The organism is Pseudogulbenkiania subflava DSM 22618, from assembly GCF_900177275.1.
Lineage (GTDB): Bacteria > Pseudomonadota > Gammaproteobacteria > Burkholderiales > Chromobacteriaceae > Pseudogulbenkiania > Pseudogulbenkiania subflava.
On sequence record NZ_FXAG01000005.1, the window covers coordinates 169,327 to 183,402 of the forward strand.

The following is a 14,076-nucleotide window of genomic DNA, read 5'->3' on the forward strand; positions in this document are numbered from 1 at the left end:
TCAACGTCGCGCCGTGCTTACCTTGAGCTAGAGGTATTTATGATCTCGGTTATCGTGCCTGTATACAACGAGGCAGACAATCTCACTGCGTTATACGAGCAGGCCGTTTCTGTACTTGAGAGATTGGGGCAGCCTTGGGAACTGATCTTCATCAACGATGGCAGCACCGATGGCAGCCAGGACAAGCTGGAAGAGCTGGCGGCACGGAATGCGTCGGTCAAGGTGATCAAGTTCTGCCGCAATTTCGGTCAGACGGCGGCGATGATGGCGGGGGTCGATTATGCGGAAGGCCACGTCATCATTCCCATGGATGGCGACCTGCAAAACGATCCGCAGGACATCCCCCGCCTATTGGAAAAACTGGAGCAAGGCTTCGACGTCGTCTCCGGGTGGCGCCAGGACCGCAAGGACAATCCCATCAACCGCACGTTGCCGAGCCGGGTCGCCAACGGGATCATTTCGTACGTGTCCGGGGTGCATCTGCATGACTACGGTTGTTCGCTGAAGGCGTACCGGAAGGACATCATCAAAGGTATCCGCCTGTACGGAGAAATGCATCGCTTCATTCCGATCTATGCGAGCTGCCTCGGGGCGAGGATTGCGGAGATTCCGGTCCAGCACCATCCTCGCCAGAATGGGGTGTCCAAGTATGGTATTAGCCGGGTGGTGAAGGTCCTGCTCGACCTGCTGGTGGTGAAGTTTTTGGCCAAGTATTCCGGCAAGCCCATGTATTTGTTCGGTTCGGTCGGTGTCGTGATTCTCGCCGTGAGCCTGCTGGTGGTGACCTGGGCGCTGTACCTCAAGTTTGTTGAGGGGGTCTCCCTGATTTCGACGCCCCTTCCGCTGCTGGGCGTGATGGCCGGCATCTCCGGCTTCATGTGCATTCTGATGGGGCTGTTGGCCGAAGTGCTGATCCGCACCTATTACGAGGCGCAGGGCAAGACCGTCTATCTGATCGGCAAGACCTGCAACATCAAGCCGCATGGCCTTCAGGGGTAGTCGAATGTGTGGCATCGCCGGGTTCATGGGAAAGGGGTCAGCCGAGGATTTGTCCCGGATGCTCCAACTGCTGAGCCATCGCGGGCCGGATGGGGCAGGGGCGTGGTGTGACCGGGAACGAGGGGTGTATCTCGGGCATACGCGGCTTGCCATTGTCGACCTGGCCGATGGCCATCAACCGATGTGGACCGCGGACGGCCGCCTGGGAGTGGTGTTCAACGGGGAAATCTACAATCACAGAGAATTGCGTGCCGAGCTGGAGCGGGCAGGGCATGTCTTCGCCACGGACCATTCCGATACCGAGGTGCTGTTGCACGGCTACCGCGAGTGGGGAGAGGCGCTGACGCACAAGCTCAACGGCATGTGGGCGTTTGCTCTTTACGATCAGGTCCGGCAGCGGCTGTTTTGCAGCCGTGACCGCTTCGGCAAGAAGCCGTTCTACTATACGTTCCAGCAGGGCACCCTGGTCTTTGCTTCGGAACTGACGGCCCTGCTGACGCATCCGCATGTCACCGCCCAGGTGTCGACCCGGGCCATCCAGAAATACATCGGCTACGGCTACATTCCGGCCCCGCACACGCCCTACGAAGATATTTTCAAGCTGCCGGCGGGGTGCTCGCTCTCCTTCTCTCTGCTGGAGCGGGTAGCGGAGGTGAAACGCTATTGGTCCTTCGTCCTCGAGCCCACCGAAACGCGCCCTGCCGGCTTCGAACGCCAGTGCCAGGAAGAGCTGACCGCGTTGCTGGACCAGGCAGTTGCCCGGCGCCTGGTGGCCGATGTCCCGGTGGGCGTGTTTCTCAGCGGAGGGGTCGATTCGTCGTCGGTGGCGGCGCTGGCAGCCCGCCGTCTCGAAGCGGGACAATTGCAGACGTTCAGCATCGGCTTCGACGAGAAGGGGTTTGACGAGTCGGGCTATGCGCGCCAGATGGCGGAACACATCAAGGCGCAGCACCATGAGCAGATCTTAGGGAGCGAGGCCGCCAGGGAATTGCTGCTCGAGGTGGTGAGGCGGCTGGATGAGCCGACGGGCGACAGTTCCCTGCTTCCCACTTATTTAGTGTGCCGTTTTGCTCGCGAGCGCGTGACGGTGGCGTTGGGGGGCGATGGCGCCGACGAATTGTTCGGGGGGTACGCACCATTTCGGGCGCTCAGGTGGGCAGGCTATTACCAGAAGATCGTACCGAGGCCGGTACACCAGGTGATCCAGCTCCTGGCAAGCCGTCTGCCTGTGCTGGATGGCTACATGAGCCTCGACTTCAAGGTGAAGCGGGCCATTCGTGGGGTTGGCTATCCCTCTCGGCTGTGGAATCCGGTATGGATGTGCCCGCTCGACGAGAAAGAGCTCGCCGAGTTGTTCGCGGAGCCGGTTGACCTCGACGAGGTGTTCGCCGAGGCGATCGACGCCTGGGAGCGCTGCTCGCAAACCGATCCTGTCGGTCGGACCCTGCAGTTTTTCACCGATATCTATCTGCAGGACGACATCCTGGCGAAAACCGATCGAGCCAGCATGATGAACTCGCTGGAGCTGCGCTCGCCGTTTCTGGATATCGACGTCATCAATCTGGCTCGAACCATTCCGTCCGACTACAAAATCCGGCACGGCGAAACCAAGTACATCCTGAAGAAAGCGATGGCTCCCTTCTTGCCGATGGGCATCCTGCACCGACCGAAACAGGGGTTCGCCGCACCGGTCGCCCAGTGGCTGAGGGGGGAAAACCTGCTTCCCGAAAAATCCTGCCTGTCCTGTCTCAACAACGACTTTATCGAAGCGGCGTTTGCCGATCACGCAGGTCATCGGAAAAACCATCACTCCTTTCTTTGGAGCCAGTGGGTGTTGGGCATGGTGGTGCCGCCGCGTGCTGATGGGGTATTGATGTAGTGCGGGTGTGTATGACTATCTCTGGCGTGGCGAATCAAGCCCCGAAGGGTTGCCGCAGGGGTGATTGATACTGTTCTCCCGACAGATATTTCTTGAAGAACGGAAGGGGTTGGCCATGATCACACTGCCCGGCTTGCTGTACTCGAAGCGCTTCAATCTGTATGTCGGGGCGGTTTTTTCACTCGTGTGGTGGATGTTTTCCTATGCCCATCTGACCCGGTTTCAGCAGACCCATGATGTTGCCCTGATCGTAGTGGTATTTTCAGAAACGCTGACGGCGGTTCTCTTCTTCGTGCGTAGCAGCCCCAAGACCATCTCGCTCGCTCCGGGTGACTGGCTGATCGGTGTGGCCGGCAGTTATCTGCCGATGCTGTTTCGGCCCGCGCCATGGGGTGTCATGCCAGCAGCGAGCATGCTGGTGTTGATTGGGACGGCACTGCAGATCGTCGGCTTGCTGTCGTTGAACCGCAGTTTCGCTATTGTGGCGGCGAAACGTGAGATCAAAACCTCCGGGATGTACCGTCTGGTGCGCCACCCGATCTATGCCAGCTACTTTCTGGTTTTTGCCGGCTATGTGCTGCAAAACACGTCGCCGGCCAATGCACTGGTCTATGCCTTGTTGTTGCTGTTGCTACTCACCCGCATCGTCCGTGAGGAGCGCCATCTGGCGCTCGATCCGGCGTATCGGGAATACATGCTGACGGTACGTTACCGCCTGATCCCCTTCGTGTACTAGAGATGGCTTCGGCCAACGTTGTACACCCCGCATTCGGGTACGGTGCCGCAAACAAAAACGCCATGAGAGAGACTCATGGCGTTTTGCTTGAGTGCCTGCTGGCAGGCGGGATACATCTCACTAGGAGGCGGCGTCCGCCTTGGGCGGCGTTTTTCCCGCCGCGGCCGAGTGTTCGAGCCAGCCACCGCCCAGTGCTTTGTACAGGGTTACCTGGTTGGTCAGCCGCGCGAGCCGGGCCTGGATCAGGCCTTGCTGTGCACTGTAGAGCGAGCGCTGGGCATCGAGCAGCGTCAGCGCACTATCCACACCATTGCGGTAGCGCAACTCGGCCAACTGGTAGCGTTGGGTTTCCGACTTCACCAGCGCCTCTTGCGCCGCGATCTGCTGTTCCAGCATGGCCCGTGCGGTCAGTGCGTCGGACACTTCGCGGAAGGCCGATTGCACCGATTTCTCGTACTGTGCCACCGCGATCTTCTTGCTCGTGGTGGAGACGTCCAGTCCGGCCGCATTTTTGCCCCAGTCGAAGATCGGCAGGTTGATCTGCGGCATGAAGCTCCAGGCGCCCTGACCGGACTTGAACAGGTTGCTGAGCTGGCTGCTCGCCGTGCCGAAGCTGCCGGTCAGCGAGATGCTCGGGAAGAACGCCGCGCGTGCCGCGCCGATATCGGCATTCGCCGCCTTCAGCTGGTGCTCGGCCTGGACGATGTCTGGGCGCCGTTCCAGCAAGTCGGACGGCAGGCCGGCCGGCAGGTCTGCCAGCAGGCCTTGGGCATCGAACGCATTGCCTTCCGGCAGATCGGCGGGCAAGGGCTGGCCCACCAGCAGCGCCAGGGCATTCTCGGCCTGGGCGCGTTGCTGCATCAGGCTCGCCAGATTGCTCTTGGCGGTTTGCACCTGACTGTCGGCGGTGCTCAGGTCGAGGGCGGTGACGGTGCCGACGTCGAAGCGCTTCTTGGTCAGGTCATAAGAGCTCTGCTGGGCGGTCAGGGTGTCGGTGACCACCTTCTGTTGCTCGTCCAGCGCGCGCAGCGTCAGATACTGGCTCGCCACCTCCGATACCAGCGAGATTTGTGCCGATTTCTGCGCCTCGCCGCTGGCGAAGTACTGCTCCAGCGCCTCGTTCTTCAGACTCTGTACCCGTCCGAACAGGTCGAGCTCGTACGCGGTGAAGCCGACGGAGGCGCTGTACTTGCCGCTCACGCCGGCGCGCCCGCTGCTCGACAGGTCGGCCGGCAGGCGCTGGCGAGTGCCGCTGCCGGTGGCGTCGATCGCCGGGAACAGGTCGGCGCGCTGAATCTGGTACTGCGCGCGCGTCTTTTCGACATTCAGCATCGCCACCCGCAGGTCGCGGTTGTTGGCGAGTGCCAGCTCGATCAGCTTTTGCAGCCGTGCATCGGCGAAGAATTCGCGCCAGCCGATGTCCGCCGCGGCACGGCCCTGGGTCGCCTGGGTGGCGGCATCGCCGCCGTAGGCCGGTCCGCTCGGCCATTGCCCGGCCACCGGCGCGGCCGGGCGCTGGTAGGTCGGGGCCAAAGAGCAACCAGCAAGCAGCGTGGCGGCGAGCAGGGCGGGCAAGGTGTATTTAGTCATGGTGTTTTCCTTCCTGGTCCGCGTTACGCGTTTCAACCGTCACCGGAACCGCCGCAACCTCGTCTTCCATATGGTGCGTGTAGAGCTTGCGTTGACGTTCGCTGCCCTTGAAGCGGCTGCGGACGACCACGAAGAACACCGGCACGAAGAAGATGGCGAGGAACGTGGCCGATAGCATGCCGCCGATCACACCGGTGCCGATGGCGTGCTGACTCGCCGAGCCCGCGCCATTGCTGATTGCCAGCGGCAGCACGCCCAGCACGAAGGCCATCGAGGTCATCAGGATCGGACGCAGCCGCAGGTGAACCGCTTCCAGCGTCGCTTCGATCACGCTCTTGCCCTGTGCCTGCAGGTCCTTGGCGAATTCGATGATCAGAATCGCGTTCTTGGTCGACAGGCCGATCGTGGTCAGCAAGCCCACCTTGAAGAAGACGTCGTTGGGCAGGCCGCGCAGGTGGGCTGCCAGCAGCGCGCCAAACACGCCTAGCGGCACCACCAGCATGACCGAGAACGGGATTGACCAGCTTTCGTACAGCGCGGCGAGGCACAAGAACACCACCACCAGCGAGATGGCGAACAGCGCCGGCGCTTGCGAACCTGACAAGCGCTCTTCATAAGACTGGCCGGTCCATTCAATGCCGAAGCCCGCGGGCAGCTTGGCGACGATTTCCTCGATCGCCTGCATCGCCTCGCCGGAACTCTTGCCCGGCGCCGCGGTGCCGACAATCTCCATCGAGGGCACGCCGTTGTAGCGCTCCAGGCGTGGCGAGCCGTAACTCCACTTGGCGCTGGCGAAGGCCGAGAACGGCACCATGGTCCCGGAAGCGTTACGCACGAACAGCTTCTCGATGTCCTGCGGCTGCATCCGGTACGGAGCATCCGCCTGTACGATCACCTGTTGCACACGGGTGCCGTTGGTGAAGTCGTTGACGTAGGACGAACCGAAGTTGGTGCTCAGGGTGCTGTTGATATCCGCCAGCGACAGACCCAGCGAGCTGGCCTTTTCCTGATCGATGGTGACCTGGAACTGCGGCGCGTCTTCCATGCCCTGCGGACGCACGCCAGCCAGGCGCGGGTCCTTGGCCGCCATGCCGAGCACCATGTTGCGCGCTTCCATCAGCTTGTCGTGGCCTTGGCCGCTGCGGTCCTGCAGCATGAAATCGAAGCCGGTGGCGTTACCCAGTTCCGGAATCGGCGGCGGGTTGAGCGGATAGATGATCGCATCCTTGATCTGCGAGAACACCCCGAAGGCTCGGCCGATCACGCCTTGCACATGGTGCTCCGCGGCCTTGCGCTCACCCCAGTCCTTGAGCGGAGTAAACACCAGGCCCAGGTTCTGGCCATTGCCGTTGAAGCCGAAGCCGGCCACGGCGATCGAGTGCGCCGTTTCCGGCTGCTTCAGGTAATACTGTTCGACCTGGGCCAGGATGTCGCGGGTGTGCTCGGAGGTGGCGCCGGTCGGCAACTGCACCATGGTGATGGAGTAGCCTTGATCCTCTTCCGGCAGGAACGACGACGGCAGGCGCGCGAACAGCAGCGCCACCACGCCGATGATCACGAAGTAGACCAGCATGTAGCGGCCTGTCTTCTGGATGATCTTGGCGACGGCACCCTGGTACTTGTTGGTGCTGGCCGCAAAGCTGCGGTTGAACCAGCCGAAGAAGCCGCTCTTGGCATGGTGATGGCCGGCGTCAACCGGTTTCAGCAGGGTCGCGCACAGCGCCGGGGTCAGGGTCAGTGCCAGCAGCACCGAGAACACCATCGACGCCACCAGCGACAGCGAGAACTGCCGGTAAATGGCCCCCACCGAGCCGCCGAAGAACGCCATCGGGATGAACACCGCGGTCAGCACCAGCGAGATGCCGATCAGCGCGTTGGTGATCTGCTCCATCGCCTTGCGCGTCGCCTTGCGCGGCGGCAGGCCTTCCTCGCTCATGATGCGCTCGACGTTTTCCACCACGACGATCGCGTCGTCCACCAGCATGCCGATCGCCAGCACCATGCCGAACATGGTCAGCACGTTGATCGAGAAGCCGAACGCCGCCATCGCACCCAGCGTACCGGCCAGCGCGACCGGTACCACGATGGTCGGAATCAGCGTGGCACGGAAGTTCTGCAGGAACAGGTACATCACCAGGAAGACCAGCGCCACGGCTTCGATTAGCGTCTTCACCACCTCTTCGATCGAAATTTTGACGAACTTCGAGGTGTCGTACGGCACATCGGCCTTCACGCCGTGCGGGAAGTACGGCGACAGCTCCTGGACCTTGTCACGTACTGCCTGTGCCGTGGCCAGGGCGTTGGCCGAAGGTGCGAGCTTGATGCCGACTGCCGCCGCCGGTTTGCCGTCGACGTAGGCCTTGGTGGTGAAGGTCTGCGCGCCGAGCTCGATGCGGGCGACATCGCGCAGCAGCACGCGCGAGCCATCCTTGTTGACGCGAAGCAGGATGTTGCCGAACTGTTCGGGGGTCGACAAACGGCTTTGCGCCCGAATCGTGGCATTGAGCTGCTGGCCCTTGATGGCAGGCAGGCCGCCCAGTTCACCGGCCGACACCTGCACGTTCTGTGCCTTGATGGCGGCGATGACGTCGGAGGTGGTCATCTTGAAGCTGTTGAGCTTGTCCGGGCTGACCCAGACACGCATCGCGTACTCGGAGCCGAACAGCGTCGCCTCGCCGACACCGGTCACCCGGCTCAACTGATCGAGCAGGCTGGACGAGATGTAGTTGCCGAGCCCCACCGCATCCACGCTGCCATCCGTCGACGACAAGGTCACGAACATCAGGAAGTTGCGGGTCGCCTTGGCAACCTTCACCCCCTGCTGCTGCACCTCGGTCGGCAGGCGCGGCATGGCCAGTTGCAGCTTGTTCTGCACCTGGACCTGGGCGATGTCCGGGTTGGTGCCGGGCTGGAAGTAAAGCGTGATGGTGGCCTGGCCGGACGACTGGCTGTTGGACGACATGTAAAGCAGGCCGTCGATGCCGTTCATCTGCTGCTCGATCACCGTCGTGACGGAGTTTTGCAGCGTTTCCGCCGAGGCACCGGCGTAGGTGGCACTCACCGATACCGATGGCGGCGCGATGCTGGGGTACTGTGCCACCGGCAGCTTGACCACCGACAGCCCCCCGATCAGCAAGATCAACAGGGCGATCACCCAGGCGAAGACCGGGCGATCGATAAAGAACTTAGGCATGTTGAGCGGTCTCCGTTATTGACCTTGAACGGCCGAGGCGGGGGCTGAAGAGGCCGCCGCAACCGGTTTCACCGGGGCGCCGGGGCGGACTTTCTGCAGGCCCTGCACGATGACCTTGTCACCGGCCTTCAGGCCTTCGGTGACCACCCACTTGTCGCCGACCGCCGTTTCGGCCTTCACGGGTTGCGCCAGCACCTTGTTGTCGGCGCCGACCAGCAGCACCGAGGCGCTGCCGCCCTGGCCACGCTGCAGCGCTTGTTGCGGAATGGTCAACGCCGTCTTGTCGACCGCCTGTGCCAGGCGCGCGCGGGCGTACATCCCAGGCAACAGCTCATGCTTCGGGTTCGGGAACTCGGCGCGCAGCGTGACCATGCCGGTACTCTGATCCACCGTCACGTCCGAGAACAGCAACTTGCCGGTCAGTGGGTATTCCGTACCGTCTTCCAGTACCAGGCGGACTTTGGCCTGGCCCGGTGCCACGCTCTCCAGCTTGCCGCTATCGAAAGCGCGGCGCAGCCGCAACATGTCGGAACTCGACTGGGTGAAGTCGAGGTAGATCGGGTCGAGTTGCTGCACCGTGGCGAGCAGGGTGGGTTCGTTCTGGCCTACCAGTGCACCTTCAGTCACCTGGGCCTTGCCGATGCGGCCGGGGATCGGGGACGTCACCGAGGTATAGCCCAGATTCAGCTTTGCGGTCTGCACCGCTGCCTTGCCGGCTGCCACGTCGGCCAGCCCCTGCTTCACGGCCGCGACCGCGTTGTCGTAATCCTGCTTGCTGACTGCATTGACCGCAACCAGCTCCTTGTAGCGGCCCTCTTGCAATTTGGCTTGGGCCAGCGTCGCTTCCGACTTGGCCAACGACGCCTCGGCGCTCAGCAGGCTTGCCTGGAGGGGGGCCGGGTCGATGCGAAACAGCAATTCACCCTGCTTGACGTCGCTGCCTTCGTGGAAAACCTGTTTCAGCACAATGCCGGCTGCACGTGCGCGTACTTCGGATACTCGATAAGGATTCAGTCGACCCGGAAGCTCGGTCGACAGCGCCAGGCTTTCCTGCTTGACGGTGATGACGCCGACTTCCTGTGGTTGACCCGCGCCGGGGGGCGGCGTCTGCTGCTTCTCGCCGCAGCCGGTCAGGACGGCTACCGCCGCAAGGGTTGCGACTGTGACCAGACGCAATGAGGAGTTTTTATTGATGCGCATGGAACGCTCCCGATACTCAAGTGGGTGATTGGGTATGGCTAAGTCGAAGACCCGAGAGAGACGGGCTATGGGAGGCAGCCGGCCTGCTTCTCGTCTGGAAATGCAAATATCCTAATTATGCGATTTTCTGGTGATCCTTACATCAGGACGGTGTGCCAACCATGTAGGTGCAGTGGCGGGGAGGCCGCTCTGTCATAGGGCGATGGCAGCTGTCAGAAAGCACATAACCAGGCCATTAAAAGCCACACTAATAAAATGGATTTCACGGGGTGCTGGGAAATTACCAAGCTGGCTGATAGTATATATACATTCATGAATGTATGTCTATGACGCGTGGGGCGCTATGAACGCCTTGCCTGCTCGGGAGAGGCTGGATGGCCCGCAAAACTAAAGAAGAGTCGCTGGAAACGCGCAGTCTGATTCTCGACACGGCCGAGAGGGTCTTTGCCGAGCAGGGGGTGGCACGCACCTCTCTGGCGGATATCGCCACCGCCGCCGGGCTGACACGCGGTGCGATCTACTGGCATTTCAAAAACAAGGTGGACGTGTTCACGGCGATGGTCGACCGGGTGAGCCTGCCTATCGAAACCCTGTTCGCTGACGTGGTGGACAATCCGCAACATCCTGATCCCCTTGGTGAATTGCGTGCCGCCTGCCTGAGCATCCTGCAAAGCCTGGTGCGCAACGAACAGCGTCGGCGTGTGTTCGACGTGCTCTACCATAAGTGCGAACTAACCGACGATATGGGGCCGGTGATGCAGCGCCAGGAGGAATGCCTCATAGACTGTACCGATCGTATCCGCCGTATCCTGCTGCGGGCGGTTGAGCTGGGCCAGTTGCCGGCCGGACTCAACATCGCGCGCGCCGACATCATGCTGCATGCGCTGGTCAGCGGTTTGATGGGCAACTGGCTGTTCAGTCCCGATAGCTTCGATCTTGAAGGCGAGGCCGGAAACCTTCTGGATGGCTACTGCGAAATGCTCAAATCCTGTCCTGCGATGCTCCGCCCCTGAAGCCATGGCCCCGGCGTGCCTGTACTTGGTAGAGATGGGGGCGGTGTTCGCTTTGGTGTTGTGTCGCTGGTCTGGTCGGCGCCGGCATCCTCGCCGTGACATTTGCTGGAGGCATGGCCGTTTTCACCGGTGGCGTTACTCCTGGGGAATGGACTGAGTGCCGTAAGCGGCAAAAAACACCGTCAGTGCCGAACGTACATGCTCGGTGATTTCCTGATCGGTAGGTTTTTCCCTGACGCCCCACAGGCATTCATCGGCCAGTTCGGATGTCAGCAGGGCCAGCAAATGCAGGGTAGCGCGCCATGGATCGGCCTGCTTCAGAAGTCCCTGTTGCATTTGTTGCTCCAGGTAATGGGCGATTCTGGTTCGGCCAATCTTGGGTCCTTCGTTGTAAAAAAGTTGCCCGATATTGGATCGCCCGGCCTCTGTCAGCATCATGCGGCGAATCGCCAGCAGGTCAGGGCTAAGAATCTCCCGCAGAAAGCCGATTGCGAACGTCTCCAGCGTCTCGTCCAGCTGTTCACCCGTCTCCAGCACGGTAAAGACCGGCTGTACCCGTGCGGCACACAAGTCCCGCATGACTTCGCAAAACAGCTCTTCCTTGGACGGAAAGTAGCTGTACAGGGTGGCCTTGGAGCCCCCCGCGCGACTGGCGATTTCCGACATGGAGGTGGCGGAGAAGCCCTGTTCCATGAATACCGCTGCCGCCGCATCGATGATGCCTTGCCGCTTTGCCTCGCTTTTCACTCTCACAACATGATGCCTCAAAATTGAACCAATGGGTTCAGTTTTGCTTGACGAGAGGAAATCTGTCAAGTTATAAACTGTACCGTACAGTTCAGTTAACAAGGAAACCACTGACATGAGCGCTTCATCACCTGCGGTTTTGCTGCGACGTGCCATGCCCCTGGCCATCGTGCTCGCCTTGGCCGCCTGCGCCAGCGTGCCGGATCTTGGCCCGCTGCCTCAGCCTAAACCCCTGGGCGCCAGCCCGAGCAAGGAGCAGGTCCAACTCGACGCCACCTGGTGGCAGCACTACGGTGATGTCCAGTTGAATCAGCTGATTGACGAGGCGCTTCGCAATGCTCCTGACCTGGCTGCAGCCGATGCGCGGGTACGCAAGGCCATCGGCGCGGCACAGCAGGCTGGTGCCGCCATGCTGCCTTCGGTGGGGGTGAATGCTTCGCTTAGTCGCATGAAGCAGAGTTACAACAACGGTGTCCCGGCCGCGTTCGTGCCGCAGGGGCTTAACAACTCTGTCCGGGCCACGCTCGACTTGAGCTACGAAATCGACTTCTGGGGCAAAAACCGCTCGGCGCTGGCCGCGGCCACCAACGAGCAGGCGGCGGCCGAAGCCGACGCGGCCCAGGCGCGCTTGACCTTGTCGACTGCCATCGCATCTGCGTATGCCGAGCTGGCGCACTTGTACGCCCAGCGGGATGCGGCACAACAGGCTCTCGAGATACGGACCCAAAGCGCGCAGCTGATCAATGAGCGGCAACGGCAAGGGCTGGAAACGCTGGGGACGGTGCGCCAGGCAGATTCCCGCTCGGCGTCGGCCAAGGCAGAGCTGCTGGCCATCGAAGAATCCATCACGTTGCAGGGTCATCAACTGGCGGCCCTGATGGGGGCTGAGCCGGAGCGGGGTGATCGTATCCAGCGGCCGGCAATCAACCTGGCGCAGAACATCGTGGTTCCCGCGCAACTTCACGCCGATCTGCTGGGGCGTCGTCCAGACCTCACCGCCTCACGGCTGCGTGCCGAGGCCGCGGCCAAACGGATCGACCAGGCGCGCGCCGAGTTCTACCCGAATATCAACCTGTCTGCCTACGTCGGGGCTCAATCCTTGGGGCTGGGCATGTTGACCAAGGCCGGCTCCGGCATTGCCGGTTTCGGCCCGGCCATCAGCTTGCCCATCTTCCGGGGTGGTCAGTTGCAAGGCCAGTACCGCGTCACCCGTGCCCAGTACGACGAGGCCGTCGCCAATTACGACCAGACCCTCAATCACGCCTTGCAGGATGTCGCCGATGCCTTGAGCAGCCAGGCCGCACTCGATGGCCGGCTGTCGGCACAGCAGGAGTCGCTGGCGGCTGCCGAGGATGCCTTGCGCATCGCTCGTAACCGCTATCAGGGTGGTCTGGCTACCTATCTGGATGTATTGACTGCCGAAGACAGCGTAGTTGCCAGCCGCCGCTCGCTGAGTGATCTGCAGACCCGCCGTCTGAGCCTCGATGTCGCACTGATCCGCGCCCTTGGCGGCGGTTATCGCGCGGCATAACAACCGACACCAATTCAATAATCTAAGGAATCCATCATGTCTGAAACGCTGACTGTCACTGCTCCGCTCCCTCAAACCGACAATGCGGCCAAGCGCAAGAAACTGTTCCTCGCACTGGGCGGTGCGGTGGCGCTTTCCGCTGCAGCCTATGGTGCCTACTGGACGCTGGTCGCCTCGCATCATGTCACGACCGACAATGCCTACGTCGCCGCCGAAATCGCCCAGGTAACGCCGTCTATCAGCGCCAACGTCCGCGCCGTCAAGGTCGTGGACACCCAGGCCGTGAAACGGGGTGATGTCCTAGTCGAGCTGGACGACACTGATGCCCGTCTGGCCCTGGAGCAGGCCGAGGCCGAACTGGCCCGGGCCGAGCGAAAAGTGAAAGGCTATCTGGCCAGCGACGATGGCCTGCAGGCCCAAGTCAGCGCCCGCGATGCCGAACTGCTGCGCGCCAAGGCACAGCTGAGCTCCGCACAAAGCGATCTGGATCGAACCAAGATTGACCTGGATCGCCGGCAGGCGCTGGCGAAATCCGGCTCGGTCTCCGGTGAAGAGCTGACGCATGCCAAGACGGCTTACGACACCGCCAAGTCCGCCCTGGATGCCGCCAAGGCAGCGCTGGCCCAGGCGGAGGCCAACAAGCTGGCGGCCCAAGGCTCGCTCAAGGCCAATCAGACGCTGACCGCGAATACCACCGTTGATACCAATCCGGAGGTCGCCCTGGCTCGCGCCAAACGCAACCAGGCGCGTGTGGATCTGGAGCGCACCGTCATTCGCGCCCCGATCGACGGCGTGGTAGCCAAGCGCCAGGTGCAGGTGGGGCAGCGCATCCAGTCCGGCGCGCAGCTGATGTCGGTCGTTCCGCTGCAGCAGGTGCATGTGGATGCCAACTTCAAGGAGGTGCAGTTGGAGAAGGTACGGGTTGGCCAGCCGGTCACGCTGCATTCGGACATCTACGGTTCCGATGTGGTGTACCACGGCAAGGTAGTGGGGTTCTCCGGCGGTTCGGGCTCGGCGTTCTCGCTGATTCCGGCCCAGAACGCTACCGGTAACTGGATCAAGGTCGTGCAGCGCTTGCCACTGCGCGTCGAACTCGACCCGGCCGAACTGAAGGCTCACCCGTTGCAAGTCGGCTTGTCGATGACCGCCACCATCGATACGGCCAGCAACCTCTAAAGGGGTCTTGTC

General features: G+C 61.9%; 10 protein-coding genes. 6 read left to right on the plus strand and 4 right to left on the minus strand.

Going from position 1 to position 14,076, the window contains the following annotated elements; genetic code table 11:
• Window positions 1-39 precede the first annotated feature (39 nt).
• The 3 genes from B9N72_RS06775 (at window position 40) to B9N72_RS06785 (ending at window position 3,614) form a co-directional block, all read left to right on the plus strand.
• A complete protein-coding gene (locus tag B9N72_RS06775; protein WP_085275667.1) occupies window positions 40-999 on the plus strand; it encodes a glycosyltransferase family 2 protein in 960 nt (319 codons plus the stop codon).
• A 4-nt stretch (window positions 1,000-1,003) separates the two neighbouring features.
• Entirely contained in the window at window positions 1,004-2,878 is a 1,875-nt protein-coding gene (gene asnB, locus B9N72_RS06780) for an asparagine synthase (glutamine-hydrolyzing) (protein ID WP_085275668.1), read from the plus strand.
• Between the two features lie 115 nt (window positions 2,879-2,993).
• Window positions 2,994-3,614, plus strand: a complete 621-nt coding sequence (locus B9N72_RS06785) for a methyltransferase family protein (protein ID WP_085275669.1) — start codon at window positions 2,994-2,996, stop codon at window positions 3,612-3,614.
• A gap of 120 nt (window positions 3,615-3,734) precedes the next feature.
• Here the strand turns inward: B9N72_RS06785 and adeC are convergent, their stop codons facing one another.
• The 3 genes from adeC to B9N72_RS06800 are packed head-to-tail and all read right to left on the minus strand — an operon-like array spanning window position 3,735 to window position 9,597.
• The gene (gene adeC, locus B9N72_RS06790; RefSeq protein ID WP_085275670.1) at window positions 3,735-5,204 is read right to left on the minus strand and encodes an AdeC/AdeK/OprM family multidrug efflux complex outer membrane factor; all 1,470 of its coding nucleotides are present in this window, start codon (window positions 5,202-5,204) and stop codon (window positions 3,735-3,737) included.
• Window positions 5,197-8,397 carry an efflux RND transporter permease subunit gene (locus B9N72_RS06795; protein WP_085275671.1) on the minus strand — a complete coding sequence of 1,067 codons (3,201 nt, stop codon included), beginning with the start codon at window positions 8,395-8,397 and terminating at the stop codon, window positions 5,197-5,199. Before B9N72_RS06795 ends, adeC begins: the two co-directional genes overlap by 8 nt.
• A 15-nt stretch (window positions 8,398-8,412) precedes the next feature.
• Complete coding sequence (locus B9N72_RS06800; RefSeq protein WP_085275672.1) at window positions 8,413-9,597, minus strand: efflux RND transporter periplasmic adaptor subunit; 1,185 nt, start codon at window positions 9,595-9,597, stop codon at window positions 8,413-8,415.
• A gap of 374 nt (window positions 9,598-9,971) precedes the next feature.
• On the opposite strand from B9N72_RS06800, the gene B9N72_RS06805 reads away from it, so the two are divergent.
• Complete coding sequence (locus tag B9N72_RS06805; protein ID WP_085275673.1) at window positions 9,972-10,610, plus strand: TetR family transcriptional regulator; 639 nt, start codon at window positions 9,972-9,974, stop codon at window positions 10,608-10,610.
• 135 nt (window positions 10,611-10,745) lie between these two features.
• Here B9N72_RS06805 and B9N72_RS06810 read toward each other — a convergent pair whose 3' ends face one another.
• On the minus strand, window positions 10,746-11,513 hold the full coding sequence (locus B9N72_RS06810; RefSeq protein WP_234985901.1) for a TetR/AcrR family transcriptional regulator: 768 nt from the start codon (window positions 11,511-11,513) through the stop codon (window positions 10,746-10,748).
• Between B9N72_RS06810 and B9N72_RS06815 the strand changes: the two genes are divergently transcribed.
• Together B9N72_RS06815 and B9N72_RS06820 are read left to right on the plus strand one after the other, a co-directional pair.
• Window positions 11,512-12,888 carry an efflux transporter outer membrane subunit gene (locus tag B9N72_RS06815; protein WP_234985902.1) on the plus strand — a complete coding sequence of 459 codons (1,377 nt, stop codon included), beginning with the start codon at window positions 11,512-11,514 and terminating at the stop codon, window positions 12,886-12,888. The two genes, B9N72_RS06810 and B9N72_RS06815, sit on opposite strands and share 2 nt — an antisense overlap.
• A 36-nt stretch (window positions 12,889-12,924) precedes the next feature.
• Window positions 12,925-14,064, plus strand: coding sequence for an HlyD family secretion protein (locus tag B9N72_RS06820; RefSeq protein ID WP_085275675.1), 1,140 nt, complete (start codon window positions 12,925-12,927; stop codon window positions 14,062-14,064).
• The last annotated feature ends 12 nt before the right edge of the window (window positions 14,065-14,076 follow it).

Excerpts from the sequence above, each read along its gene's own strand:
- adeC (WP_085275670.1), bottom strand. The coding sequence starts at position 5,204 with ATGACTAAATACACCTTGCCCGCCCTGCTCGCCGCCACGCTGCTTGCT.
- B9N72_RS06795 (WP_085275671.1), bottom strand. The coding sequence starts at position 8,397 with ATGCCTAAGTTCTTTATCGATCGCCCGGTCTTCGCCTGGGTGATCGCC.
- B9N72_RS06810 (WP_234985901.1), bottom strand. The coding sequence starts at position 11,513 with ATGGCACGTCGCAGCAAAACCGCAGGTGATGAAGCGCTCATGTCAGTG.
- B9N72_RS06815 (WP_234985902.1), top strand. The coding sequence starts at position 11,512 with ATGCCCCTGGCCATCGTGCTCGCCTTGGCCGCCTGCGCCAGCGTGCCG.
- B9N72_RS06805 (WP_085275673.1), top strand. The coding sequence starts at position 9,972 with ATGGCCCGCAAAACTAAAGAAGAGTCGCTGGAAACGCGCAGTCTGATT.
- asnB (WP_085275668.1), top strand. The coding sequence starts at position 1,004 with ATGTGTGGCATCGCCGGGTTCATGGGAAAGGGGTCAGCCGAGGATTTG.
- B9N72_RS06775 (WP_085275667.1), top strand. The coding sequence starts at position 40 with ATGATCTCGGTTATCGTGCCTGTATACAACGAGGCAGACAATCTCACT.
- B9N72_RS06820 (WP_085275675.1), top strand. The coding sequence starts at position 12,925 with ATGTCTGAAACGCTGACTGTCACTGCTCCGCTCCCTCAAACCGACAAT.
- B9N72_RS06800 (WP_085275672.1), bottom strand. The coding sequence starts at position 9,597 with ATGCGCATCAATAAAAACTCCTCATTGCGTCTGGTCACAGTCGCAACC.
- B9N72_RS06785 (WP_085275669.1), top strand. The coding sequence starts at position 2,994 with ATGATCACACTGCCCGGCTTGCTGTACTCGAAGCGCTTCAATCTGTAT.